The sequence below is a fragment of the Alkalicoccobacillus porphyridii genome, from assembly GCF_007293315.1.
GTDB classification, from domain to species: domain Bacteria; phylum Bacillota; class Bacilli; order Bacillales; family Bacillaceae_D; genus Alkalicoccobacillus; species Alkalicoccobacillus porphyridii.
In genome coordinates, this window is record NZ_VLXZ01000022.1 from 1 (window position 1) to 25,646 (window position 25,646).

The 25,646-nt window shown below is 40.7% G+C and carries 19 protein-coding genes; 9 read left to right on the forward strand and 10 right to left on the reverse strand.

Annotated elements, in window-relative coordinates:
- Positions 1-205 precede the first annotated feature (205 nt).
- Positions 206-2,125, forward strand: coding sequence for a hypothetical protein (locus FN960_RS20135; protein ID WP_143850664.1), 1,920 nt, complete (start codon positions 206-208; stop codon positions 2,123-2,125).
- Positions 2,126-2,201: 76 nt separating this feature from the next.
- Here FN960_RS20135 and guaA read toward each other — a convergent pair whose 3' ends face one another.
- The 6 genes from guaA to FN960_RS20165 form a co-directional block, all read right to left on the reverse strand.
- Complete coding sequence (gene guaA / locus FN960_RS20140) at positions 2,202-3,743, reverse strand: glutamine-hydrolyzing GMP synthase (protein ID WP_143850665.1); 1,542 nt, start codon at positions 3,741-3,743, stop codon at positions 2,202-2,204.
- A gap of 215 nt (positions 3,744-3,958) precedes the next feature.
- A complete protein-coding gene (locus tag FN960_RS20145) occupies positions 3,959-6,139 on the reverse strand; it encodes a transglutaminase TgpA family protein (protein ID WP_260682084.1) in 2,181 nt (726 codons plus the stop codon).
- A 24-nt stretch (positions 6,140-6,163) separates the two neighbouring features.
- Positions 6,164-7,315 (reverse strand): DUF58 domain-containing protein, encoded by a 1,152-nt coding sequence (locus FN960_RS20150; protein WP_143850666.1) that lies wholly within the window; start codon positions 7,313-7,315, stop codon positions 6,164-6,166.
- Positions 7,312-8,268: an AAA family ATPase gene (locus FN960_RS20155; protein ID WP_143850667.1), complete on the reverse strand. Its 957-nt coding sequence runs from the start codon at positions 8,266-8,268 to the stop codon at positions 7,312-7,314. The genes FN960_RS20150 and FN960_RS20155 overlap by 4 nt, the downstream gene beginning before the upstream one ends.
- Before the next feature lie 136 nt (positions 8,269-8,404).
- On the reverse strand, positions 8,405-8,968 hold the full coding sequence (locus tag FN960_RS20160) for a thioredoxin family protein (protein ID WP_143850668.1): 564 nt from the start codon (positions 8,966-8,968) through the stop codon (positions 8,405-8,407).
- Between the two features lie 155 nt (positions 8,969-9,123).
- Complete coding sequence (locus FN960_RS20165) at positions 9,124-9,879, reverse strand: glycine betaine ABC transporter substrate-binding protein (RefSeq protein ID WP_260682085.1); 756 nt, start codon at positions 9,877-9,879, stop codon at positions 9,124-9,126.
- 304 nt (positions 9,880-10,183) lie between these two features.
- On the opposite strand from FN960_RS20165, the gene FN960_RS20170 reads away from it, so the two are divergent.
- The 4 genes from FN960_RS20170 to FN960_RS20185 all read left to right on the forward strand — a co-directional run bounded on the left by FN960_RS20170 (position 10,184) and on the right by FN960_RS20185 (position 15,246).
- Entirely contained in the window at positions 10,184-10,762 is a 579-nt protein-coding gene (locus FN960_RS20170; protein ID WP_143850670.1) for a GbsR/MarR family transcriptional regulator, read from the forward strand.
- A 350-nt stretch (positions 10,763-11,112) separates the two neighbouring features.
- A complete protein-coding gene (gene betB / locus FN960_RS20175; protein WP_143850671.1) occupies positions 11,113-12,582 on the forward strand; it encodes a betaine-aldehyde dehydrogenase in 1,470 nt (489 codons plus the stop codon).
- A 19-nt stretch (positions 12,583-12,601) separates the two neighbouring features.
- Complete coding sequence (gbsB, locus tag FN960_RS20180; protein ID WP_143850672.1) at positions 12,602-13,813, forward strand: choline dehydrogenase; 1,212 nt, start codon at positions 12,602-12,604, stop codon at positions 13,811-13,813.
- A 449-nt stretch (positions 13,814-14,262) separates the two neighbouring features.
- Entirely contained in the window at positions 14,263-15,246 is a 984-nt protein-coding gene (locus FN960_RS20185) for a metallophosphoesterase (RefSeq protein WP_143850673.1), read from the forward strand.
- A gap of 11 nt (positions 15,247-15,257) precedes the next feature.
- Here FN960_RS20185 and FN960_RS20190 read toward each other — a convergent pair whose 3' ends face one another.
- Positions 15,258-15,839 carry a YdcF family protein gene (locus FN960_RS20190; RefSeq protein ID WP_143850674.1) on the reverse strand — a complete coding sequence of 194 codons (582 nt, stop codon included), beginning with the start codon at positions 15,837-15,839 and terminating at the stop codon, positions 15,258-15,260.
- Between the two features lie 353 nt (positions 15,840-16,192).
- On the opposite strand from FN960_RS20190, the gene FN960_RS20195 reads away from it, so the two are divergent.
- Both FN960_RS20195 and FN960_RS20200 read left to right on the forward strand, forming a co-directional pair.
- Positions 16,193-17,032, forward strand: a complete 840-nt coding sequence (locus tag FN960_RS20195) for an N-acetylmuramoyl-L-alanine amidase family protein (RefSeq protein ID WP_143850675.1) — start codon at positions 16,193-16,195, stop codon at positions 17,030-17,032.
- An 82-nt stretch (positions 17,033-17,114) separates the two neighbouring features.
- A complete protein-coding gene (locus FN960_RS20200) occupies positions 17,115-17,291 on the forward strand; it encodes a YjcZ family sporulation protein (protein ID WP_143850676.1) in 177 nt (58 codons plus the stop codon).
- A 995-nt stretch (positions 17,292-18,286) separates the two neighbouring features.
- Here the strand turns inward: FN960_RS20200 and ymaG are convergent.
- The 3 genes from ymaG to FN960_RS20215 all read right to left on the reverse strand — a co-directional run bounded on the left by ymaG (position 18,287) and on the right by FN960_RS20215 (position 21,487).
- The gene (gene ymaG, locus FN960_RS20205) at positions 18,287-18,526 is read right to left on the reverse strand and encodes an inner spore coat protein YmaG (RefSeq protein ID WP_143850677.1); all 240 of its coding nucleotides are present in this window, start codon (positions 18,524-18,526) and stop codon (positions 18,287-18,289) included.
- A 67-nt stretch (positions 18,527-18,593) separates the two neighbouring features.
- Positions 18,594-20,624, reverse strand: coding sequence for a penicillin-binding transpeptidase domain-containing protein (locus FN960_RS20210; protein WP_185971124.1), 2,031 nt, complete (start codon positions 20,622-20,624; stop codon positions 18,594-18,596).
- Between the two features lie 290 nt (positions 20,625-20,914).
- Positions 20,915-21,487 carry a nitroreductase family protein gene (locus tag FN960_RS20215; protein WP_143850679.1) on the reverse strand — a complete coding sequence of 191 codons (573 nt, stop codon included), beginning with the start codon at positions 21,485-21,487 and terminating at the stop codon, positions 20,915-20,917.
- Between the two features lie 403 nt (positions 21,488-21,890).
- Between FN960_RS20215 and FN960_RS20220 the strand changes: the two genes are divergently transcribed.
- Positions 21,891-23,639, forward strand: coding sequence for an ABC transporter ATP-binding protein (locus FN960_RS20220; RefSeq protein WP_143850680.1), 1,749 nt, complete (start codon positions 21,891-21,893; stop codon positions 23,637-23,639).
- Positions 23,639-25,645 (forward strand): ABC transporter ATP-binding protein, encoded by a 2,007-nt coding sequence (locus FN960_RS20225; RefSeq protein WP_143850681.1) that lies wholly within the window; start codon positions 23,639-23,641, stop codon positions 25,643-25,645. Before FN960_RS20220 ends, FN960_RS20225 begins: the two co-directional genes overlap by 1 nt.
- Position 25,646 lies beyond the last annotated feature (1 nt).

A 25,646-nucleotide genomic window follows, 5' to 3' on the forward strand; every position in this document is an offset into this window, starting at 1 on the left:
TCCTCACTATATTTACTCATATAAAAACACCCCAAACGTTAGATTTGTCCTCTAACTTTTGGGGTGCACCACCTTTTAGGGCATTTTTATTAACTCCCACTCAATGATTTATATACAGAGCTCAAAATAATTGATGCTATAATTAAATAGACTATATATAACCTTCCTTTTTTAATATAACTCAGTGATAGTGAGGTGTAGTTTTTTGCAATTAGATCATTTCAATAAAGATCCACTCTACAGTAAAGCACTGGAATACTGGTGCGAGGCGTGGAAAATATTTTCAAAAAAAGTTGAAAACGGTACTTTAGGAATTGATATAGTTAATATACGAACTATTTTACTAGATATTATTAATGAATATGAACTAAACAAATTTGAAAGTGATAATAACAGAAAAGTTTATTTGAATTTAATTGATAATCTTATTAGTAAAAAACATATGAAACTATACAGAGACGAATTACTTATTTTAAAAAATAGATTGGAAAAGAAAGATAGTCAATCAGTTTATGTTATTGCTAAAGAACTTACAAGAAAAATAGCTGAAGAAAATTTTGCCCAGATGATATTTGATGATTTACTAGTAATTTTCAAAAAAAAATTATTTTCTAAAAAGGACAGAATTAAAATAAAAAACTTAACTAAGGATATTATTGTAGACTTGGTTACTTCAGGAAGAAATGTAGAAGATATAAAAGATCTACTTACTGATATTTTTCAAACATATGGTGTGTTTGAAAAAAAAATCGTTATCTTTTTCAAATTTACACCTAGTGATCTGTCTCCCGAGCAAGCCAAAGAATATAATGATAATTTAACTCTCAAAGATAGATTGGAGTTGCTTAGAGAAAATTTGTTAGTTGAGAAGAGCGCTTATCTTTTTATTTTCCCTGTATGGGGAATGATTGCTTCTCATCTGAAAGATGAAAACTACACTCTATTTGGATTTGATGTGTATGATCCACTTCGAGAAAATAAACTTCCGATTAATGATTTTGCCGATGAAACGTTTAATACAGAAAAAGAAATGGATGATGTTGATAAATTTAAAAATGATAGTAGATGCAATGTAATAATTCAGGTAGATGCAATTTCTATAAATGTGGCATATGAAAAAGCAGAAGAAAAATATTCAATTCTTTTAAGTTTATTAAACTTGAAATTTGCAAATAAACGCAAAGAATTTTTTTGGAATGGAGAGTATATAGGAAGAAAAAAAGTTGATACTGAATCTGGTGGTTTAAGGATGCCATTTAATCTTCATAGGGATGAGAAAGTTTTTAGAAGAAAACTCAGTAAAGGTAACCCTATACATTTTAGTGCTGATAAATTTAGAGAAATGAAAAATTATTCAGACGTAATTGATACCCTTGAAAAGAGGAACATGTTTATAGAGTCAAATACAATTATTAATGTAATACAATTGATGTCTAAGTCCACTTGGGAAACAGAGGAAAATAAGCTGTTGAATTATTGGATTTGCATCGAAAGTCTAGCAAATATTTCAAAGAAAAATAATGAGTCAAAATTTACTTTTATTAAAGAAACAATATCTAACATGTACTTCCTGTGGGAAAAATTCGGACCGATTCATGATCTCTTTTTATTAACTGAACATTATGCTAGAAGCTCATATAATAATGATGAATCAATTAATATTCCTGATGAATTTTTAGAGAATGTATATATTTTCAAAGCAAGATCTGAAGATTCAACAGTTTCATTAGTGAAATTTTACAAACGAATGAAGGAATTATCTTCTTACACCACAAAAGAAAGCTTTTTAGATAGTATTGAAGACACTCTTAATTTTTATCAAGATAATAAAAAGGCTTTACAAATACTCCTGAGTAAAAAAGACGAAGTTAAGTTGACAATAGATTATATATATAAGTCTAGAAACCAAATTGTTCATAATGGTTATGTAGCAAAAAACCTTATACCATACTTGGTACATTCTGCTGAAGGTTATGCAAGATCATTATTTCAAAGAATTATTGACGTGTATCTTGAGGATGAATTTGATCTTCAAAACTATTTTGTCAAAGAAAAATATGAAGGGGATTTACTGGAAAAAAAACTCACCAATAAAGATTACTATGAAATTGGATTAGAAGAATAATATGTGCAAGTCGTTAGTAATAAATAAATCATAAGCTTAGAATCCTTTTAAATAAAGGATTCTAAGCTTATTTTAATTACTCCCACTCAATCGTACTAGGTGGCTTACTCGTCACGTCATACACTACGCGGTTGACATGATTTACTTCATTCACAATTCTTGTTGAAATTAACTCTAATACATCCCAAGGGATGCGGGCCCAATCAGATGTCATGCCGTCAATTGATGTTACGGCACGGATTCCTACTGTGTAGTCATAGGTTCTTGCGTCTCCCATAACGCCTACACTTCTCATGTTAGGAAGCGCGGTGAAGTACTGCCAGATTTCACGATCGAGTCCGGCTTTTTTGATTTCTTCGCGTAAAATTGCATCGGATTCGCGGACGATTTCAAGCTTTTCATCGGTAATTTCACCAAGGACACGGATACCTAGGCCTGGACCAGGGAATGGCTGTCTCCACACAATTTCATCTGGAATGCCTAGCTCCGTTCCAACCTTACGAACTTCATCCTTAAACAATGCTTTCAGTGGCTCAATTAATTCAAAGCGCATATCTTCAGGAAGGCCACCAACATTATGGTGTGACTTAATCGTTTGCGCTGTGTCTGTTCCACTTTCAATAATATCTGTATATAACGTACCTTGCGCAAGAAAGTCCATATCCTTAAGATTGGCTGATTCTTCATCAAATACATAAATAAATTCATTTCCAATAATTTTACGTTTTTGTTCAGGGTCTGAGACGCCTTGAAGCTTAGAAAGGAAACGTTCCGCAGCATCAATCTTGATAACGTTCATGTTGAAGCCTTCACTAAACGTCTTCATGACACTGTCTGCTTCCCCTTTACGAAGCAAGCCATGATCTATAAACATACACGTAAGCTGATCTCCTATTGCTTGATGTAGAAGTACAGCAACCACAGAAGAATCTACGCCGCCACTTAAAGCACAAAGAACATGCTTGTCGCCGACTTGCTCACGGATTTTCTCTGTTTCTACTTCAATGAAGTTCTCCATTGACCATTCACCTTTAGCTTTACACACTTCAAAGGTAAAGTTCTTAAGAAGCTCGTCCCCAAATTCTGAGTGACGTACTTCTGGATGGAATTGAACGCCATAAAGATTTCTTGCTTCGTTACTCATTGCAGCAACAGGACAAGATGGGTTAGAGGCATCTACCACAAAGCCTTCCGGTGGTGCAACAATCAAGTCACCATGGCTCATCCATACCGATTGTTCAATAGGTAATCCTTTAAATACCTCAGATTGATTTTGAACGTTGATTAAAGCTTTTCCATATTCACGATGTGAAGCCGCTTCAACTGATCCACCAAAATGCTGGGTCATTAACTGCATGCCATAGCAAATACCTAGGATTGGAATACCAAGATCATAAATAGCCGGATCACACTGAGGCGAGCCTTCTTTGTATGCACTATTCGGTCCACCAGAGAAGATAATGCCTATTGGATTCAGTTTCTTTATTTCTTCGGCCGTAATTTTGTGAGAATGAAGCTCACTGTACACTCCAAAATCACGGATACGCCTTGTAATCAGCTGATTATATTGTCCTCCAAAATCGAGAACCACAATCATTTCTTGATCAAATTCTGTCATGACATTCCATCCTTTTCCTATTATATTGTACATTCTGATTCTAAGCACGACGTAAAGAAAAAAGCTGATACTCTGCCTATAATTCGGTTTCCCCAGGCAGACTACCAGCCGCTTCATACCAGAAAGCACGTTGCATTGGCTTGTGAAATCAATCTTATACTATCATTCGCTTCTGCTATACACGGAACTATTTTAACAAGGGGGCACCTTAATGGTCAAGGTTTGATTTTCCTTACAATCCGCTCCCAGCCTCGTTTATGCTCGTTCCAAGCCTCTTTGGACACACTTTCGCCACCGTATAGTGTGCGCTCGTACTCCTTTGTTAAGCTCATCATATCATTTGCTTGAAGCTGACTATCTATTCTTCCTGCATACTCCCCTAATGTCTCAGTAGACTTTCTCGGGTAGCCATTCAGCTTCAGCAGCCATAATAATCGTTCGTATGCTCGCTCATACTCATGATCATCATGTTTCTTGATATAGTAAAGTAGCATCAATGAGCTAAGAATGGTTCTACGGAAAAAGAAGATGATTCCGGCAGTAACAATGACTGTTCCGACCAGGATCCACACTCCTACATATGAGGTCCCATCTGTTTGATTAAATGCAGGTGAGGCTTGCTCCTCTTGCTCCTCTTCTTCCTCTGGCGCTGATGGCTCTTCGGGTTCTTCTTCTGTATCCATATCTGGATCTGGTGTGTCAAGTGGATCTGGTTCAAAGTCTGGATCCTCTTCGAACTCATACGTGTTATTAAACCCTTTTGTTGGTTCAAACGCGACCCAGCCTTCACCAGGGAAATAAACCTCTACCCATGAATGAGCATTTGAATTGTCTATAGAATAAACATTTAAGTCGTCGGTTGAATCTACAAGTGTGCCAGAAGTAAATCCCTTTACCCATCTTGCCGGAATATCCATCGACCTTAGCATAACAACCATTGAAGTGGAGAAGTTATCACAATATCCGCTTTGCGTTTCAAAGAGAAATTGATCCACGTAGTCTTGGCCCGCTTCAGGAACAGCAACATCCTCCGTTTCATAGGTGAACTCGGCTCCAGCAAAATGCTCCTCAATCGCTTTCGCCTGATCGTATCGATTGTCTTCTTCCTCGGTAACCTCTTCAGCAAGGTCCCGAACTCTCTCGGGTAACGAATCAGGTAATTGAGTGTAATACTCCACGATTTCTGCAGGATCCGCTCCATTAATAGCCCTTAACTCTTCAATGTTATAACTCGCCTCTACATAGTCAAAGCTATATTCTTCTAATGAAAGAGGGCCATCTCCCGAGCGTATTTCTGCTTTAGCTGTGAAGTCATCAATTGAAATTGAATTCACATTGTTCTCATTAATCGTGGTTGAAAAAAGCTCACCCGGGTAAAACAAATGAGGAAATCTCGTTTGCCCTGACATTTGAACACGGGCTTCTTTTAACTCGCGATCAGCTGCCGGAGTGGAGTCCGATTCTACCATATTTGGAGACTCTGCCAGTGATTCTGGAGTATTATTCTCCCAGCCTGACCCACTATAAAAATCCTTGGTTTCACCGCGCCAATACATTCCTCTCTCGACTGAGGCTAAAAATACAGGCGTATCGTCGTGAACAAAACCGCCTCCAAGTTGCTCATCATTATCACCATAACCAATTCGTTGAACTCCTGCCTGCAGCTCCTCTCCCGTAACGGCGGCCTGAATAAAGGGAACCGGATCCTCCCATTGAGGTCCTGGCTTTGGTGCCCCTAATCCAGCTACTCCAATGATCAGAAGAGCCCCAGCAATCACTAGACTAATTCGTGCTGCTAGGTAACGTGGTACCTTAGAGAAATGATAGCTTTCTAGCGTGCGATACATCGTTAACAGCCCTACTAACAAAAATCCAATAATAAAGATTCGCACGATAGCAAACGTAGCGTCATATAAAGTGAACGTATCAATAACTGTTACATATACAACAGTAAAAAAAAGAAAAAAGAATATTTTTCTAAGATAAATGGTCCAGTAGAATAATAAAAAACTCATAATAGATAATAAGATAAAAAACAAAAAACTTCGAAATACATCCGATAAGTTTTGCCAATCACCTGAAAAAATCCTTGCCATGTTTGTCATGACATCCGAAACAAATAACGGGCCCCACTCAAATGGAGAAACTCCCCCACTCGGAAACAGTAGATAAAGTCCACCTAATATCACAAAGCTTCGCATCAGAAAGCTTGCTAGCAATGGGACCTGCAAAAATGAAATGACAAAAAACAAGGCCGTCGCAAGCAAAAAGCCAAATATATGTCCTGTATCTGTCATCATGGGTAGGGGCATGAGCCATTCCAACAACAGCAAGAAGCTCAGTCCATAAAGTAGACTGTCCCTGCCATAATGCAGTTTTTTCTTACTTCGCTTCAACAGAATGCCTCCCTTGCTTCCTAATCATGATGATATAAAGATCGTTTCAATTCCTTTATTTCTTAAGCGATCTGCTATCTTGATTTGTTCTGGCTCCATTTCCAACAAACATACCTTCACATCTGCCCTTTCCATGACCAGCCTTTCTAATGTTGAAAATGCTCGTTCATCAAGACATGGGCATACGTAGTAAACCGAGCGATTAGACCATTGTTCGTACACACGGTGGAAGCTCGGAGCCGGGGAAGTGTTCTTTTGAACAGTAGATAACAATGTCAAAGCAGAGATCCACGTACTACTTTTAATCCTTTCATGCTTCCAATCATCAAAATATACGGCAAGCTCAGAATCAATTTGCGCATCAATAAACGTGGAAGCCATTGAAGCTACCTGCTCAACTGCTTTCTCGAACGCTTTATCAGTAACGCTCGGCCCATATGGATCAAAAGCAATGATCGTTGATTTCCCCTGATATGTTTCAAATTCCTTAGTCATCAGCTGTCGCTTTCTTGCTGATTGTTTCCAGTCAATACTAGTTAAACGATCTCCAGCTACATAATCACGGACTCCTGCGAGTGACCTCTCCTCCTCCCTGAAGGAAGGTTGCACTTGCATTCCCTGCGCCTGCTGTTGTGATTGAAAAGCTTCAGCATGTCCTAACTTGCTGTACCGTGGAAAAACGCGTACCTCCGTATGAGCGGAGACTCGCTGTTTTCGTTCAAACCATCCAAAGAAATCACTTACGGTTACTTCAAGCTCATCAAATTGATAGAGCCCACGTCTGAGATTATGAATCTGGTAACGGAAGGTCATATTCTTCGAGAGGGTTAAAAAGAACATGGCTTGCTGACCAGAGGAAGTCCCTATTTTTTTTGGAACGATATCTTGAACCCTTAAGTAAGTAAATGGCTGAAATATCTTCCTTCGAAACATAATGTCAATCTCAACACTGTCACCTGAATATAAGGTCGTTGACAATACCTTTCGTTGCGGGACAATCTGGGTGGTAAAAAGAATCGATGACCCTATCAGCACTCCTATCAGTAGGACGCTATAGAATAAAAACCAGCTGACAAATCCACCTTGAAACATCGCATATGCATAACAGCCTGCTAATAGGAGGATGCCTGCCAATCCCTTAAAAAATGGCGATAATTTAGATAATTTTCTCTTCACGATGAAGTAAGCCTTCTTCTAGATGTAGGTATATCAACTCTCTCAAGAATTTGCTGAATGATATTTTCTGCCGAATGATTAGACATTCTTGCTTGAGTTGAAAGAATCATACGGTGAGCTAGCACCGGAACAGCAAGTCGTTTGATATCATCAGGCAGCACATACTCACGGTCATTTATGAGAGCCAGAGCTTTTGCTGCTTTCATTAATGCAATGGATCCACGCGGACTAACTCCTAATTCAATATATGGATTCTCTCTTGTTTCATGGACAATTCGAATTAAATAGCTCTTAATATCCTGGTCGGCAAAAATAGCCGATACTTGTTGCTTTAATGCTACTAATTCTGAAGTGTCAATAACAGCCTCAAGCTTTTCAATAGGATGTTGGTTTTCAAGACGATTTAGTACCTCTAACTCCTCTTGAAAGTTGGGATAGCCAAGCTTAATTTTCACATGAAATCGGTCAAGCTGTGCCTCAGGTAATGGGAAAGTTCCAGCGTACTCGATTGGATTCTGGGTAGCCATTACAAAAAAAGGCTGATCCAATAAATGAGTATCGCCATCAATTGTTACATTTGCTTCTTCTAATGCCTCTAACAGGGCAGACTGAGTCTTTGGAGAGGTTCGATTAATCTCGTCCGCTAACACAATGTTCGCCATAATCGGGCCTTCTTTAAATTCAAATTCCTGCGTTTTTTGATTATATATAGACACACCTGTTACATCTGAAGGTAGTAAATCTGGAGTAAATTGAATTCGTTTAAACTTCGCGCCAATTGATTTAGCTAATGCTTTAACCATCATCGTCTTGCCTACACCAGGAACATCTTCGAGCAGGACGTGTCCGCCAGCAAGCAGAGCGACGAGACTTAATTCGATTTCTTGCCTTTTACCCACTACAACCTGCTCGATATTTGCAATAATCTTATTAATTTGTGCAGTTGAACGCATAAAACTCCTCCTTCCATCAAATGAAATCACATAAATCCTATATCCATACCCTAAATCTAATCCTTTTAACACCCTACTTGAGTTCGATAGAAAGGAGTCAATTCATCATTAAAGTAATAGCCTCAGTTGACTGAGGCTATATGGTTTTCTGTAAGGTTTTTAAGATATCATTTTTGATCCAGTCCCAGCTCGTAGGATCTTGCGTATACAACGATGACATTTCCTGCGCAAAAACCTTAAAAGATTCTTTGTACTCTGGCGCCTCTTTGTCTGGTAGCTTTGATTTTCTTTCAGTCACCAATTCTTCTAATTCGGGAGCTCTTGGCCCCCATGTCGTAACCTCATGACCCTCTTGATCAATGACAACAATAATTGGAATCGCACGAGACGTTCCGTTTGTTAAATATTGATCCATTAAGTCCAAATGATTGTCTCGAATGAAATAACGCGTTTCAATTAGAGCTTCGTCTGCAATCCTCATAAACACAGGCAGATTAACCATTGCATCTCCGCACCAGTCTGCGGTTAGAATAAGAGCTCTTAACTTTTTAGGCTGCAGCAAATGCAAGGCTTGTCTCTCGGGCTGATCTAAATGGAATTGATTGTAGATATCGAGAAGCTTGTCCTGATTTACTTCCATTGAATGAATATATGCATAACGGCTTAGTCCCTTTTCAAACCATTGATTTAAGTCCTGCAAGGCCCTTCCTCCTGTCCTATTCTTTGGTCTATCGTACCATGGGACCTTCCATCAGGCAAAAGGAAAGCATAATCTCTCACGCTGGGAATACAAGCTTTATTGACACAAAAAAGCTTATCGACAAATATTTGTCGATAAGCTTATCACGTGTTTGGTTACTTCGTTCCTTCTAACCATTCATCTACTTTGTCGCGGTTTTGCTCAATCCAATTCGTTGCCGCTTGTTCAGGCTCTACTTCCTCCTGCGAGATTTCAAGCATGACCTCATTCATATCATCGGGTTCCCAATAAAATTGATCTAAAATTTTATATGCTTCAGGCATCTCTTCTTCTAAGCCTTCCCGTACCATTGTACGGATTTCACCTTCTGCTTCATACAAACCTTTAGGATCGTCAAGGAATTTCAGCTCATACGTATTAAACATCCAATGAGGCTGCCAGGCAGTGATTACTATAGGATCCTCGTTCTGATAGTGCTCTCCAAGTGATGCTGTCATAATTGCATCTGAACTAGCGGTAAGTTCTATATCAAGATCATACTCTGTAATTACTTGCTCAGTTGCAGTCATGACACCAGCCCCTCCGTCAATGCCTGTAATTGCATCGATTACATCTGGTGTTAAGTCCTCAATACTATTCACATTTTCCATATAAGTTGGTACAGCAAGACCTGTGATAGCTCCTTCTAAATTTGGCCCAAGCTCAACCATTTGATCTGCGTACTCTTCATAGTGAGCAGCCATATCATTCGGGAGCCACGCCGCTACAAATCCATCAGCATCACCTGTAGCAACACTACTCCACATTGGCCCCTGCTCCACCTGCGTCATGACAACATCATATCCTGCTTCTTCAAGCACTTGACTGATCACATTTGTAGAAGCAATCTCCGAGTCCCATGCTACATACACAAGCTCGATCTCTTCCCCTGCTCCCTGCCCATTACCACAAGCCGTTAGGGCTACTAAACTTCCTCCAATTAAACATCCATAGATCCATTTCTGTTTGATAATCCATCGCCTCCTCTTGTATAATGCGTTAAATTCGTTTAATATGTATTAAACATTATAATATGAACTATACCATACTTAGCGGAGCTGTCAAATTGTCACTAAGCAATGCAGTTATTGCGTTTCTTTTCAAATAAGGACTATACTATTGCTACCTTTCGATAAATTTAATACATTTAATACATTAATAAATGAGGTGAACTGAATGTCCGCGAATGAAAACTCTAATTTATCTGATGTGATACAGGAACTGCAATTAGCAGATGAAATTATAAAAGAAGGCATAGCTGATACAATGGATATGTATGGGGGAAATCGTTCCGTTGGTCAAATATACGCTATTCTTTATATGAATGGTGGACCAATGACACTTGATGAACTCAGAGATGAAACAGGTATGAGTAAAGGCAGCATGAGTCTCGGTGTCCGCAAGTTGCTTGATGATAAGATCATTCACAAAGTTTTTAAGCGAGGGGAACGTAAAGATTTATACCAAGCGGAAGCAGATTTTTTTCAATTCTTTTCTTCTTTCTTTACAAAACGCTGGCAACGAGAAGTTAGTGTGAATGTGCACGCAGTAAAACAAGCTCAGCCAAAATATCAAAAGATTTTAGACCATCCGGATTCAACAGAGCAGGAACGATCAGAGGCGGAAAGGAAACTTAACAAAATAACTGACTCACTTAAATACTACGAGTTCCTTGACGTCATGGTTGACGAATTTCAATCAGGAGATTTTATCCACTATATAAATGAGAAGTACAACATCACAAATGAAAAATGACATGGAGCCATCTTAGGACCATATTTTTTTCTTATTAAAATATCCACTTGCTTGATAGCTGAACAGTGTTGGAGTCTATCCATTCATGGTTCAGCTTTTTCTATTGTATTAGTTATCTAATTATTAGCTCCTCGCTATTTGCTCCCGAAAAATGGGGAGCTCTTTCCACTTAAGACACCACCAAGCTTTCTAAAATTTATTTCCTCCCTCTCATGAACCTCCTCAAAAAATAAAAGGTATAAGCCCTTTTTTGTTCTCATTGACAGAGCAAAAACAACATGGTACGTTTTATTCATTCAATATATTTAATTTTTATTAAACGTTTTTAATTAAACATAAGGAGTGATCAGATGCATTTGAACCAATTTATAAACGGCAAATGGGTTCCTTCTACGACAAATCAAACGCGTGAAATTATCAATCCATTTAATCAGGAAATCATCGCTGAGGCTTCAGAAGGAAATCGCGAGGACGCCAAATTGGCCATTGCAGCAGCTCGAAAAGCATTTGATGACGGAGTGTGGTCATCTACGCCAGCTACTGAACGAGGGGCAGTTGTTCGTACAATTGGTGAGCTTATTGTTCGTGATAAAGAGGAGCTTGCTAAGCTAGAAACGTTAGATACCGGAAAAACCATAGAGGAAAGTCGCGCAGATATGGATGATATTGCGCAGGTGTTTTTCTATTTTGCTGGACTCGCTGATAAGGATGGCGGCGAAATCATTGAGAGTCCACTCCCTCATTCTACAAGCAAGGTTGTCAGGGAGCCTGTAGGAGTGTGTGGACAAATTACACCTTGGAATTATCCACTCCTACAAGCTGCTTGGAAGCTAGCTCCTGCCTTAGCATCCGGTAACACACTAATCCTGAAGCCAAGCGAGATCACACCTCTTACATCTGTAAAGGTGTTTGAGCTTATGGAAGAAGCGGGCGTACCTAAAGGAGTTGCTAACTTAGTCCTTGGAGCCGGTTCTGAGGTCGGCGCTGAACTTGCCGAAAATACAGATGTTGATCTCATTTCATTTACAGGTGGAATAGAGACAGGCAAAACGATTATGCAGGCAGCAAGTATTAATGTGAAAAAAGTTGCGCTTGAGCTAGGTGGAAAAAATCCTAACATCGTTTTTGCTGATGCAAATTTTGAGGTTGCGATCGATCAGGCACTCAATGCCGTCTTTTTTCATGCGGGTCAAGTGTGTTCTGCAGGGTCACGCCTCCTTATTGAAGAATCCATTCATGATGAGTTTGTTGAAGCACTCGTTAATCGTGCCAAAGAAATTAAGCTTGGAAATGGCTTTGATGCTAACACCCAATCAGGTCCATTAATTAGTGCGGAGCATCGCGAAAAAGTAGCACAGTATGTAGCTATTGGAAAAAATGAAGGAGCGACGCTTACTCTTGGAGGAAAACAGCCGGATGATGCAGAGCTTCAGCAAGGTTTCTTCTTCCTACCTACAATCTTCACAAATTGCACAGAAGAGATGAGAATTGTTCAAGAAGAGGTATTTGGGCCTGTTTTAACAATTGAAACATTCTCTACAAAAGAAGAAGCCATCGCAAAAGCAAATAACACCATTTACGGCTTGGCCGGAGCTGTCTTTACACAGGACATTGATAAGGGCGAAGAAGTGGCAAATAAGCTGCGCATGGGAACGGTTTGGATCAATGATTTCCATCCTTACTTTGCACAAGCACCTTGGGGTGGCTATAAGCAGTCTGGCTTTGGAAGAGAGCTCGGAAAGATTGGTTTTGAAGAATATACCGAAGTCAAACATATTTTCCGTAACACAAAACCGGAAGCTGTTAATTGGTTTAACTAACTAAAAAGGGGACGATTAAATGAGTATGCATATGAAGGTTGAGTCAATGTTAGGGTTTCACACATTTGAATTACCCACTGCTATTAAACATGGAATTGGGGCAATTAAGCATTTAGGAGAAGAAGTGCAGAAGCTTGGTGTATCTAAAGCTTTACTCGTAACAGACCCTGGTATCTATAATGCCGGTGTAACAAAGCCTGTTGAAGAAAGCCTGAAAAATGCTGGAATTGAAGTGGTTCTATTTAATAAAGTCGAACCGAACCCTCCTACTCGATTAATTGCAGAGGGATCTGCCTTTTACCGTGAGAATGGCTGTGACGGATTAGTTGCTGTTGGTGGTGGAAGCTCCATGGATTCTGCTAAAGCTATTGGGGTTGAAATTACTCATGACGGACCTGTTCTTGATTATGAAGCAGCAGAGGGTAAAAAACCGCTTGAAAATCGAATTCCTCCTCTCACAACGATTCCAACTACAGCCGGAACAGGATCTGAGGTTACACAATGGGCAGTTATTACTGACGAACAGAGAGAGTATAAATTTAATACAGGTGGTCCACTTATTGCTGCTCACCTAACAATTATTGATCCTGAGCTTCACACATCAATGCCCCCACATGTGACGGCAATGACCGGTATTGACGCCATTGCTCATGCTGTGGAGTGTTATACCATGAAATATGCACAGCCAGTCACTGATGCTGTAGCGTTACTTGCTATTGAATATGCCGCAGCTTATATTCGACGTGCATATTCTGATGGGGATGACCTTGAAGCACGTTATGGAATGTCACAAGCCGCCATGCTTGCCGGCCTTTCCTATGGAAGTGAATCAGCAGGAGCAGCACATGCCATGAGTCAATCTCTAGGAGGAATGGTGCCTGTTGCCCACGGACAATGTGTCGCAGCCATGATGGGGCCTGTCATGGAGTTTAACTGGAAGGGTGCGCCTGCACGATTTGCTCGAATTGCTCAAGCATTTGGTATTAATACCTCAGGGATGACTACAGATGAAGCAGCAAAAGCATCCGTTGCTTATATGTATAAGTTAGTGGAGGAGCTTGACGTTCCTACGCTTGAAGAGCAGGGTGTGGATCCTAAACAAACAGAACGTTGGGCAAAAGAAGCGATGAACGATCCTCAAACCATTGGTAATCCTCGAGACTTAACAGTAGCTGATTACGAATGGCTGTATAAACGTTGCTTTAACCTTGTTCCAAGTACCATTATTTAGGTTTATAGAAAGTGACTGTTCCACTAATAGAACTAAACCCGTACCGCTATATTTTAGGAGATCACTGAAAAACTATCTTTATAAGATCGCGAACGTTCTTCAATTGTTTAAGTCAGAACCGTTAGCGGGTGTGAACCCGTAGACTCCTGCGGAACAGAACGCGGCAGACCGACATCGAAGTGGTGGTTTTCCACTTTGAGGGCTGAGGCCGTTCTTGCGGGTGCTAGGGTTCTCCTGTAGCGGTGCCATTCAGCTCACCCTTACATGACTTTTTCAGTGGCCTCATATTTTAGTGGTACGGTTTTTTTATGATGAACAAACCTCACCGCCAACCTCCTTCGCCAGTGCTCTCCTTGTTCCAAGCCGTCCCTCAACATTTGCCATCAAATGTAATACATAAGCCCATTCCTATCTGTTCATTCTAATAAAAAGAATGGGGGAATATAGAAATGGTCAAAAAAATATTCGTGAATGCTCGTGTTTATATAATCTTACTTATCTTATGCTTTATTTTAATTTGCCAGTCCTCTATTGACCATGTTGAAGCTAGGACTACACCGGATACCATTGTTTGGATGTCGGACACACAGTATTATGCTAAAGAATACCCTGATATTTTTATGAATATGACAGATTGGATTAAAAAAAATGAAGATAACCAGCAAATTAAGTACGTTGTCCACACCGGAGATATAGTTGATCAGTACACAGAAAAAAACCAATGGAAGATCTCCCATAAAGCATTTAAGAAATTGGATCACGCGAAGATTCCTTACGGGGTTTTAGCAGGTAATCATGATGTTGGACATAATAGAGTGGACTACAGTAAATTTACTCATTATTTTGGGGATGACCGATTTTCTTCAAAAGAGTCGTTTGCTGGATCCTACGAGAATAATCGTAACCATTATGACACCTTTTCAGCTGGAGGAAGAGATTTCTTGATGCTTTATCTTGGTTGGGGCATAAACAAAAAAGACATCAACTGGGCAAAAAACGTCTTAGAAGCAAATCCAAATAAAACGGTATTTCTTAATGTGCATGATTATTTGCATGCGAATGGTAAGCGATCTACCCAAGGAAATATGTTGTTTCAGGAGCTTGTCACAGCATTTCCTTCTATAAAAGTTGTTTTATGTGGGCATTATCATGGTGCTGCAAAAGCAGTGGATCTTTTAGATGATGATGGTGATGGTAAAGCGGAACGAGCTGTTTATCAAATGCTTGCTGATTATCAAAGTGCACCATCTGGAGGTCAAGGCTTTATGCGCTTATTAACATTAGACAGTCAATCCAATGAGATGACGGTACAGACCTATTCTCCATACCTTGACCAATATAACTATTACCCAGAAAGCACTCACCCTGGAAAAGATAGCTTCACCATACAGCTTCCCCAGCAACAAAGGCCTGGTCGTCCTCCCTCTTCTTGAGGTAGTTGAGATTAGCGAAATAATCCCTGCGCATAGAACTTCGTTAACGCGGCATATTCTCTAAGATGTGCGGTAATGATTGAAATGGCAGGGGTTTCTGCGGCTAATCCTGTTATTTGCAGCCCTTGTTCTTCAGCCATCAATACAGCTCGACATAGATGATACCCATTACTGACAACAATACCTTGCTGAGAAGGGTCACTTATAAAGGCCATAGAATAGGATATATTTTCATACGTAGAGGTGGATTGATCCTCCAACATAATTCGCGAGCCCTCAACCCCCAGCTTCTCTAGTCCTCGTTTAATTGCCAGTGCCTCAGAAATATCTTCATCTGGCCCCTGCCCTCCTGAAGCGATGGCTAGTGTATTTTTATGTGTTAATAAATAGTCAGCCGCAGCTTCAATTCTATATTGCAAACTAAGTGAAGGCTCTTCCCCTTTTACTCTGGCACCGAGAATAATGAGGTAATCAGCTTCACCATTTATTTGTTGATGACTATAATGGTAAATACGAGTTTGCAAAAAAATAGAGTATATAACGCCAATTAAAAACACCACGCTCAGTAAGAGCATTACCTTTTTTCCAAACATCACAGATACCTCTTTCATTCTACAGGATTCACTAAGATTCATTCTTTTTCGAAAAAACCTTCTTTAGTATAAGGATTTCTCCAAAACTTGTCATTTAATTCTATTATATTCTAAAAACTCGCAAACTATTATTTTCCCAATATTCTGTATTTATTATAAACATAACTTGTCCCTCTATCTAATTTAATGTTACACCTTTGTAACTTGACAATACTATTCTAGAGATGACTCGTATAGTAGGACTATCGATGCGTACGCCCTTTTTATGTATATATCAAATTCTTTGATACTAGTGGTCGTTTTTGTATAATGAACCCATTCTAGTGAACCAGTATCAAAGGAGATGAAACATTATGAGAGAGAAAGGGATGAGATGTGGTTTTCTCATTATTGTTCTAATAATGAGTGCTTTTTTCCTTCCAGCACTTGCTACCGCTCATGAAACAGGAACAGTTGATGTCTCAAGTTCGTTAAATGTTCGATCAGGACCATCTGAATCAGATGCCATCATTGGTTCTTTATCTTCTGGATCACAGGTTTCCTATCAAGATGAAGGGAATGGTTGGGCAAGTATTGAGTACCAAGGACAGACAGGCTATGTATCTACTGATTTCATTTCTAGCGGTTCTTCTGACGCCGTGAGCCCAGCTTCAGTATCAGGACAAACTATTGTGATAGATCCAGGACACGGTGGAAGTGACCCCGGTGCAACGGCTAACGGATTACAAGAAAAAGAGGTTGTGTTGGATGTTGGACAACGAGCAGCAGAAAAGCTAAGAGCTTCTGGAGCAAACGTGATTATGACTAGGTCCACAGATGAATTTATAGAGCTCGAGGAACGAGCTGCGATTGCAAACCGTGAAGGAGCAAGTATTTTTGTTAGTATCCATGCAAATGCTGCAGCCGCCACTTCTGCTGTTGGTACGGAATCCTTTCACTTTCCCACAAGCTCCGAAGGACAAAGGCTAGCATCTGCCATCCAAACTGAGCTTGTCAGTGAACTAGGGACAAGAGACCGAGGCGTAAAAGACGCCAACTTTAGTGTCTTAAGAAACACAGCAATGCCAGCAACTCTATTAGAACTTGGATTCATTACAAATCCTGAAGAGGCAGAGCGAATGAAGTCTTCAAGCTTTAGAGAAAGTGCAGCGAACGCAATTCACGATGGTGTCTCTACCTATTACGCGAATTAATCAGCCTATTTTTCCACTTGTACACACCAACTGATGCCCCTTACCATATGGTGGTACTAAAAGGAAAGGTGGTATACAACTCATGGGATATTATGGAGGTTACCCTGGGGGCTATTATCCTCCTAAGGGATATGGGTATCCTTATAATGCTTGTGGCTACAAAGGATACAAAAAGGGACCCAACACCGGATTCTTTTTCGCTTTAATTATCCTGCTTTTTATTTTATTTGTTATTGTTGGAGGAGCAGGCTGGTATTAAGAAACAATTTTTATTAGAAAGAAGCGGACATGTATTGTTCGCTTCTTTTTTTGATGGTTGAGGTGTTCGTGGAGCGGAATCTGGGGAGAGGGCTTCTTGGTTGAAGCTGCTTGGCTCTTGGTGCGGGGCTTCTTCCTCTTGGTATCGCTCTTGGGCTCTTAGTAACTGCGGTTTTCTTCTGGGTCAGGGCTCCTCTTGGTATGGCTCTTTCGCTCTTGGTAACAGCTGCCTGGCTCTTGGTGTTGTGCTCCTTCTTCTTGGTATGGCTCTTTCGCTCTTGGTACCAGCTGCCTGGCTCTTGGTGTTGTGCTCCTTCTTCTTGGTATGGCTCTTTCACTCTTGGTACCAGCTGCTTTCTTCTTGGTGCTCTGCCTCTTCTTCTTAGTAAGGCTCTTTCGCCCTTGGTCACAGCGGCTTTCTTCTGGGTGCGGGGCTCCTTTCTCTTGGTATGGCTCTTGGGCTCTGGGTAACTGCGGCTTTCTTCTTGGTACGGGGCTTCTTCCTCTTGGTATGGCTTGTTGGCTCTGGGTAACTGCGGCTTTCTTCTTGGTGCGGGGCTTCTTTCTCTTGGTATGGCTTGTTGGCTCTTGGTTACTGCGGCTTTCTTCTGGGTGCGGAGCTTCTTCCTCTTGGTATCGCTCTTGGGCTCTTGGTTACTGCGGCTTTCTTCTTAGTGCGGAGCTTCTTCCTCTTGGTATGGCTCTTTCACTCTTGGTACCAGCTGCTTTCTTCTTGGTGTTTTGCCTCTTCTTCTTGGTAAGGCATTTTCGCTCTTGGTTACTGCGGCTTTCTTCTTGGTGCTGTACTCCTTCTTCTTGCTAAACTCATTGGCTCTTGGTTACATCAGCTTGGCTCTTCCCCTCACTTAATAACGCAACGATTCTTATCCCTTTAACTCCCTATCCAGATTCTCCTCATAAATGAACTATATTTAAAATATCAAAAACCCGGCATCCATTTAGGCCGGGTTTTGTATAGGCACGTTCACTTTTTAACTAATATGGATATGGGTAAGGATAATATGGCTGGTATGGGTAAGGTGGATAGTTGTAGTATCCATAAGGCGAGAACAACGCACTTCCTACCACTCCACCTAAAAATCCACCTACCAACCCTCCTCCAAAGGCTCCGCCAAAACCACCATATCCTCCATATGGTCTCGGGCGTCCTGGCCCCCAGCCGGGACGGCGAGTTGAACGGAATAAAGGCCATTGATACTGATTTCTTGCATACATGTACTTCCCTCCTTAATAAGGGCAATCCATGTATTCTATGCCATTAGCCCGTGAAGAGTGCAGCCCTCTAGTTAACATTTGACTGCAAAATTTCAGCTGCTTTGTCTACTACGTATCCGCTTCCGCCTTTATCACTAACATCATCAACCATCATTACTAGAAGGAAATCAGGATCATCAACGTTCACTGCGACAAACCAACCATGCTCCTTCCCGTCATCCTCTTGACTTAGCTTTAACTCAGCAGTCCCTGTTTTTCCAGCAATACGTACACCTTCAACTGCTGCTTGAGTTGCTGTGCCACGAGAATCTTCAAGAACATCAATCAGATCCTGCTGCAAAAGCTCAGCGTGCTCAGCTGACATAACGCCTTCCTTCCAAATGCCCTCCTGCTCATCTAACTCAAGAAGTGGTTTTACGATGCTTCCATCATTAACTATCGTAGTGAAGGTTAAGCCAAGATGAAGTGGATTCATTTGTATTTCGCCTTGTCCATATCCACTATCAGCAAGCTGAATATCATTTCGAAAGCCTTCTTCTCCAGTTAACGTTGATATATTAAATAATTCAGGCAAAGGTAATTCTTCGCCGAAACCAAACGCTTCTGCTCCCTCAGTAAACGCGTCCTCACCAAGATTAAGGGCTTGATCGGCGAAATAAATGTTATCAGAATAAACAAGCGCTTTACGCAAATCAACCGGTTCACCGTAATCATGAACTCTAGTTACCGAATATCCTCCCCATCCAGCACCCTCAGGCTGCCAGCTATACCCATCTACATCAATCGTTTCTGCGGGATCCAAAGTTCCTGCTTCGAGTCCAATGGCCGCTGTTAGTAATTTAAAAGTAGAACCAGGTGAAAATGTTTGAGAGAATCGATTTGTTAAAGGATCATCTTCATTTGCTTCAATATCCTGTTGCTGTCTGGAAGTAAAACCTGCAGCTCTTAGATTTGGATCATATGAAGGCTGATTAACTAATGCGAGTACCTGTCCATTAGTTGGGTGCATCGCAGTAGCTGTTCCGGCATCCTCGCCAAGTTCATTAAAAATTTCTTCTTGCAATTCCACATCTATGGTAAGTGTGATATCTTCCCCAGCCTCTGGTTCCGTTTCTAATAACGTTTCTTTTACTTCATCACCTTGATCAATTAATCTTAAAGCCCCGCCAACTTTTCCACGTAAACGCTCTTCGAATACACTTTCAAGTCCAGCTTGGCCTATTTTATCATATGAGTTATAACCTAACTCCTCGTATTCCTCTAATTGTTCTGCCGTAATATCCCGAAGAAAACCAGTTAAATGCCCTGTTGTTGCTCCATATGGATATTCACGACCATCAGCCATTTGGTAAGTGGCCCCTGTGATACTCCTCAGTTCCTCTTCAGCCCACTCTAGCTCTGTTATTGGCACTGAATGGATTGGTACAAATGCCCCATCTGTTACCCATGATTGGTCAAGCCTTGCTTCAATTGTTTCTCGAGACACACCTGTCATATCAGAAAAATCCTCTATAAATTCTTCACGATCCTCAATTCTTTCAGGTACCGTGCCAATGTTAACGATATTGCCATTAACCGCTAAGCCGTTCCCATTTCGATCAAACAGCTCACCTCGAACAGGTACCGAGTTAGTAACATTGAATCTATCTCCATTCTCATACGCAGGGTAGACTAAAGCATCTTCCCAAACTACACTCCATTGATCCCCATCCTCTAATTCTTCCAACTGCAGTTGAATATCCTGATCAAATTCAACGTCACCTAAGGAATTACTTATACTAACTGATAAGGGTGCACTGTATTCACCCTCTGGTATGTCACTATTTTCATCATCTTCTGGAAAAGTCGCCTCTACCTGAATGGTATTGAGTTGCATAGATTCATATAAATTACCTATTCTTTCGACAAATTCAGCCTGAGTTTCCTCTATTGACGCTTCACTAAGCATTGCATACATTTCCTCATAATTCTGTTCATTCCATTGATCTATAAAGGTTTGAAGCGTTTCAGTTGGATCAGGCTCACTGCCAAAACAGCCTGTTAAAAAAAGACCACTAAACAGTCCTGTTATCATTAGTCCCCTTTTTGTACGACGCATATATCCCACCATCCAATTCATCTTGTAGTCTATGTATAGAACAAACAAACCCCTACAAGTTTACCATACATTTTGAAGAAATTTGGAACTTATTATCGTTTCAAAAATGACTTCTTTTGATGTATTTCGTGCTCCTCCCGATGTATCCAGTCTTCTTCCCATGTATTTCACTCTCCTCTCGATGTATCCAGTCTTCTTCCGATGTATTTCACTCTCCTCGCGATGTATCCAGCCTTCTCCATCAAAAAAACAGCTTACCGATCCACTAATCGGCAAACTGTTTAGCTAATTTATTCACTGATAATCGTTAGCTTTTCTTTGATATCAGTACGTTTTTTAGGTTTTGGTACGTCTTTGATGTAACCAAGCATTAATGTTGCTACAATTTTTTCTCCAGGTTTAACGCCTATTTTCTCACGGAAAGTTGGATTATAGATCCAATCATTGGAGCGCCAGATCATGCCGATATTTCTTGCCCATGCAGCGAGCTGGAAGTTTTGGATGAGTGCACTGACTGCAGCGTGGTCTTCGTCCCACGTTTTTTGGCGGGGATCTTCGGGCATAATTACGACTAAGTGAACTGGGATTGACCGGAAATGATCTGCTTTCTTTTGCACTCCTTCCGATATTTGTCCGCCTGGTGCTGGCTGAGACTCAATAAATGCTTGGATAAATGTTTCAGTACCTTCTCCGGTGTATAGCAGAAAGCGCCATGGTTCAGTCATCTTATGATTCGGAGCCCACTTGGCCACTTCTAATAGCTCAATCAGCTCATCTGTTGGCACTTGATCGGGTTTAAAGCTTGTGACGGATCGTCGCTCTCTTATGAGTTCATCAATTACTTTTTGTCGTTCGTTATTCATTCCTAGTACCTCCCAAAAGGCAATAATTAATAATGATTCTCAATTAACAGTACCCTAGTCTCTTTTACATTGCAAGAAATAAATGCAAGCTCTTCTTTTTATTTTTCTAAAAGTTTTGAATTCCCCTTGCCAAATGGAAGATGTCTGGGTAGAATGAAGAAGATTCTAACCAACTAATGTTAATGAGAGGAGCTGTGTGAGATGAAAGACATGCATATCATTCGTACAACAATTTTATACACACACAGTTTCGTTACAATATAGAACTTTTTCTTTAACGTTCTAATGGCAAACTGTGTCTATCAGTTTGCTGCATAAAAACTCTTACTTACAAGGGGTGTCGTGTTCAGCGGCGCCTCTTTTTTGTTTGTCTTTTTTAATTCATTTTGAGGATGTGTTGTCTATGTTCCGTGTTTTTGGTCAATTATCTTGGTTCTTTAAGGAGGAATGGAAAAGGTACACGATTGCTATTATTCTTCTTATCATTGTTAGCTTTATTGATTTAATGCCTGCACGACTCCTTGGTCTGCTGGTGGATGATTTTCAGCTTGGATCATTAACTTTAGAGCGTGGGGCCATGTACGCAGGGATTCTCCTTCTGATTACATTTATGAGCTATGGGCTAACGTATATTTGGATGTCGAAGTTATTTGGCGGAGCGTTAGTAGTGGAACGTAAGCTTCGTTCCAAATTCATGAACCACCTCCTGCGCATGGATGTGCCCTTCTATGAAAAGCGTAAAACGGGAGACCTTATGGCGCAGGGTACAAACGATCTAAAGGCAGTAAGCATGACTGCTGGCTTTGGAATTTTAACCTTGGTAGATTCAGTTGTTTTTATGCTGATTATCCTTGGGGCCATGATTATTCTTGTTGATTGGAAGCTTACATTAGCAGCTGTTTTGCCTCTTCCTCTTATCGGGATTATGATTTCGATTTTAGGTATACAAATTCATGCTCGATTTACTAAAGCCCAAGAGGCGTTTGGTTCCTTAAATGGTCGAGTGCTTGAATCAGTGGCGGGTATGCGAGTCATTCGTGCCTTTCGTAAAGAGAGACAGGATGAGAATAAATTTAATAGCATGAGTGAAGATGTTTATAAGCGCAACTTAGAAGTCGCCAAAATTGAGTCCTTTTTTGAACCCGTTGTAAATATTGTTGTGGCCCTAAGCTATGTCATTGGGTTAGGTTACGGCTCTTATCTTGTTTTTGCACAACAGATTACTTTAGGACAGCTGATTACGTTTAATGTGTATCTCGGAATGATGATTTGGCCGATGTTTGCAATTGGGGAGTTAATTAATATCATGCAGCGTGGCGGTGCGTCCCTTCAGCGTGTTAATCAAACATTGTCTGTTGATCAAGCAGTAAAAGAACCGAAGCAGCCTGTTGCTACCGAAGATTCTGCAAGCATCTTATTTGATCAACTAAGCTTTAGCTATCCTACTTCCGAGCTTAATCAGCTTGAAGACTTATGCTTGGAGATCCAATCGGGCGAAACCATTGGAATTGTTGGTAAGACCGGTAGTGGTAAATCAACGCTCATTAAACAATTACTTAAATATTACCCAAGTGGTAAAGGCGTATTGACTGTTGGAGAACAACCAATTGGAAAACAGACAAAGTCCCAGGTGCGTGAGAAGATTGGCTACGTTCCTCAGGATCACATTTTATTTTCAAAAACAGTACGTGAAAACATTCTTTTCGGGCACTCAAATGCTACAGATGCCGAACTAGATGAAGCGATTAGAATCTCTGCATTTGAGCAAGATCTTGACTTTCTTCCAGATGGGTTAGACACATTAGTTGGTGAAAACGGTGTTTCCTTATCAGGAGGACAAAAGCAGCGGATCTCCATAGCACGGGCACTTATTGCTAACCCACCTATTCTGATACTAGATGATTCGCTATCTGCAGTGGACGCCAAAACAGAGGCAAAAATCGTTAAGATGCTTCGCGAGGTTAGAGAGGGGCAAACAACAATTATTACGGCACACCGCATGTCTGCGGTTGAGCAAGCAGATCAAATTATCGTGTTAGACGAAGGACACAAAGCAGAGCTAGGAACCCACAAAGAGCTTATGGCAAATCAAGGCTGGTATTACGAACAAGTTCAACAGCAGACAAGAGGAATGGAACAGGAGGTGCGCTAATGAGTACGGAAAAACGATTATATCAATACGCTTTAACTAGTAAAAACATGATTATTTGTGCTCTTATCCTTTTAAGTATATCTGTAGCGGCAGCCTTAACCGGTCCTTTTATCGCCAAAACCATTATTGATAACCATGTTTCAAGCATTGATGAGGCGTGGTACCCTGTCGAATTTGCAGACAAATCGGTTGATTATAAGGGTACATCATATACACGCATGGGGAATCTTCCTGAGACAGAACGAACGGGTGAACCGATTTTTATTCAACAGAGTGGCTTAACCTTCTATGTCACAGATGTGGAACTCCCTGATGGGGAAAAGTCATATCAAGACGGGCTACTGCAGGTTTCCAATGCCAATGGTGTCACTGAAGCAGAGGCTATTCAATTAGCTCCTGATCAGGTCATGGCTTTTTATAACCCTGAAATCCGCCCTATTATCACATTGCTTCTCATTTATCTTGGACTTATTGTTGGTTCTTCCTTTTTTCAATACGGACAGCGCTATCTATTACAAAAATCAGCCAATCGAATCATCCAGCGTATCCGTACGGATGCCTTTAATCATTTATCACGCTTACCCGTGCGCTTCTTTGATCACCTACCCGCGGGTAAGATTGTCTCTCGCGTAACCAATGACACAGAAGCCATACGTGAGCTGTATATGACGGTGCTCGCTAACTTTTTCTCGAGTGCCATTTATATCATTGGAATATATATTGCCTTATTCCTACTTGATGTACGTCTTGGATTTATTACGTTAGTTCTTTTGCCGGTTCTATATATATGGATGAAGCTATACCGTAAATTTTCTGTCGGCTACAACCGGAATATCCGCTCAAAAATTAGTGAAATTAATGCAGCCATGAATGAAAACATTCAAGGAATGCCGATTATTCAAGCCTATAACCGCGAACCGCAGACTTCAACTGAGTTTGAAAAACTGAATACCGAGCATTATGGCTATCAAACAAAGATGCTCAGATTAAACTCTCTTACCTCTCACAACTTAACGGGTGTGCTGCGCAACCTAGTATTTGTGGCGTTAATTGCTGTTGTTGTAGGAAGTGTTGGTGGCGGATGGGCCAGCTTCTTAACTCTTGGAATTATCTATGCTTTTGTTGACTATGTTAACCGACTATTTGAGCCTGTTAACCAGATTGTGAATCAGCTTGCTAACTTAGAGCAAGCGAGGGTCTCTGGAGATCGTGTATTTGAATTAATGAATAAGGAAGGTATTTCTGTGGATGATTCAAAAATGGAGCGCCCGCGTGGAGAGGTAGCCTTTCGCGATGTGTCATTTGCATATAAAGATGACGAGTATGTCCTAAAGAACTTGACCTTTACAGCAAAACCAGGTGAAACTATTGCGTTAGTGGGTCATACCGGTTCTGGAAAAAGCTCAATTATGAACCTCTTGTTCCGGTTTTATGATAACCAAAAAGGAGAAATTCTGATTGACGGACAAAACGTTAAGGACCTATCTCCTCAGGCATTACGCGAGCATATGGGAATTGTGTTACAAGAACCTTACTTATTCACGGGAACCATTGCTTCAAACATCTCAATGGAGAACCCAAACATCTCAAGAAAAGCCATTGAGAGTGCCATTGATTTAGTTGGAGGAACTGAATTATTTAACTATCTGCCTAACGGATTAGATGAAGAAGTCCAGGAGAAGGGTAGCACGCTATCAAGCGGTCAGAGACAATTAATTAGCTTTGCCCGAGCGCTTGTTGCCAACCCGGCCATTCTTGTACTAGATGAAGCCACCTCAAGTATTGATACAGAAACAGAAGGAATTATCCAACAAGGCATGGAATCTCTTAAAGAGGGACGGACGACCTTTATCATCGCCCACCGCCTTTCTACCATTAAGGATGCAGATCAAATCCTGGTATTAAACCGTGGCGAGATTGTAGAAAAAGGCAATCACGATGAGCTCATGGAGCAAAACGGATCATACGCCCAAATGTATCGCTTACAAAAAAATCAAGCGAGTTAAT

What these genes read in the sequence shown, in the direction of transcription:
- ymaG (WP_143850677.1), bottom strand. Translation starts at nt 18,526, where the DNA reads ATGTATGCAAGAAATCAGTATCAATGGCCTTTATTCCGTTCAACTCGC.
- FN960_RS20220 (WP_143850680.1), top strand. Translation starts at nt 21,891, where the DNA reads ATGTTCCGTGTTTTTGGTCAATTATCTTGGTTCTTTAAGGAGGAATGG.
- FN960_RS20170 (WP_143850670.1), top strand. Translation starts at nt 10,184, where the DNA reads ATGTCCGCGAATGAAAACTCTAATTTATCTGATGTGATACAGGAACTG.
- FN960_RS20190 (WP_143850674.1), bottom strand. Translation starts at nt 15,839, where the DNA reads ATGTTTGGAAAAAAGGTAATGCTCTTACTGAGCGTGGTGTTTTTAATT.
- guaA (WP_143850665.1), bottom strand. Translation starts at nt 3,743, where the DNA reads ATGACAGAATTTGATCAAGAAATGATTGTGGTTCTCGATTTTGGAGGA.
- FN960_RS20200 (WP_143850676.1), top strand. Translation starts at nt 17,115, where the DNA reads ATGGGATATTATGGAGGTTACCCTGGGGGCTATTATCCTCCTAAGGGA.
- FN960_RS20155 (WP_143850667.1), bottom strand. Translation starts at nt 8,268, where the DNA reads ATGCGTTCAACTGCACAAATTAATAAGATTATTGCAAATATCGAGCAG.
- gbsB (WP_143850672.1), top strand. Translation starts at nt 12,602, where the DNA reads ATGAGTATGCATATGAAGGTTGAGTCAATGTTAGGGTTTCACACATTT.
- FN960_RS20225 (WP_143850681.1), top strand. Translation starts at nt 23,639, where the DNA reads ATGAGTACGGAAAAACGATTATATCAATACGCTTTAACTAGTAAAAAC.
- FN960_RS20215 (WP_143850679.1), bottom strand. Translation starts at nt 21,487, where the DNA reads ATGAATAACGAACGACAAAAAGTAATTGATGAACTCATAAGAGAGCGA.
- FN960_RS20185 (WP_143850673.1), top strand. Translation starts at nt 14,263, where the DNA reads ATGGTCAAAAAAATATTCGTGAATGCTCGTGTTTATATAATCTTACTT.
- betB (WP_143850671.1), top strand. Translation starts at nt 11,113, where the DNA reads ATGCATTTGAACCAATTTATAAACGGCAAATGGGTTCCTTCTACGACA.
- FN960_RS20210 (WP_185971124.1), bottom strand. Translation starts at nt 20,624, where the DNA reads ATGCGTCGTACAAAAAGGGGACTAATGATAACAGGACTGTTTAGTGGT.
- FN960_RS20195 (WP_143850675.1), top strand. Translation starts at nt 16,193, where the DNA reads ATGAGAGAGAAAGGGATGAGATGTGGTTTTCTCATTATTGTTCTAATA.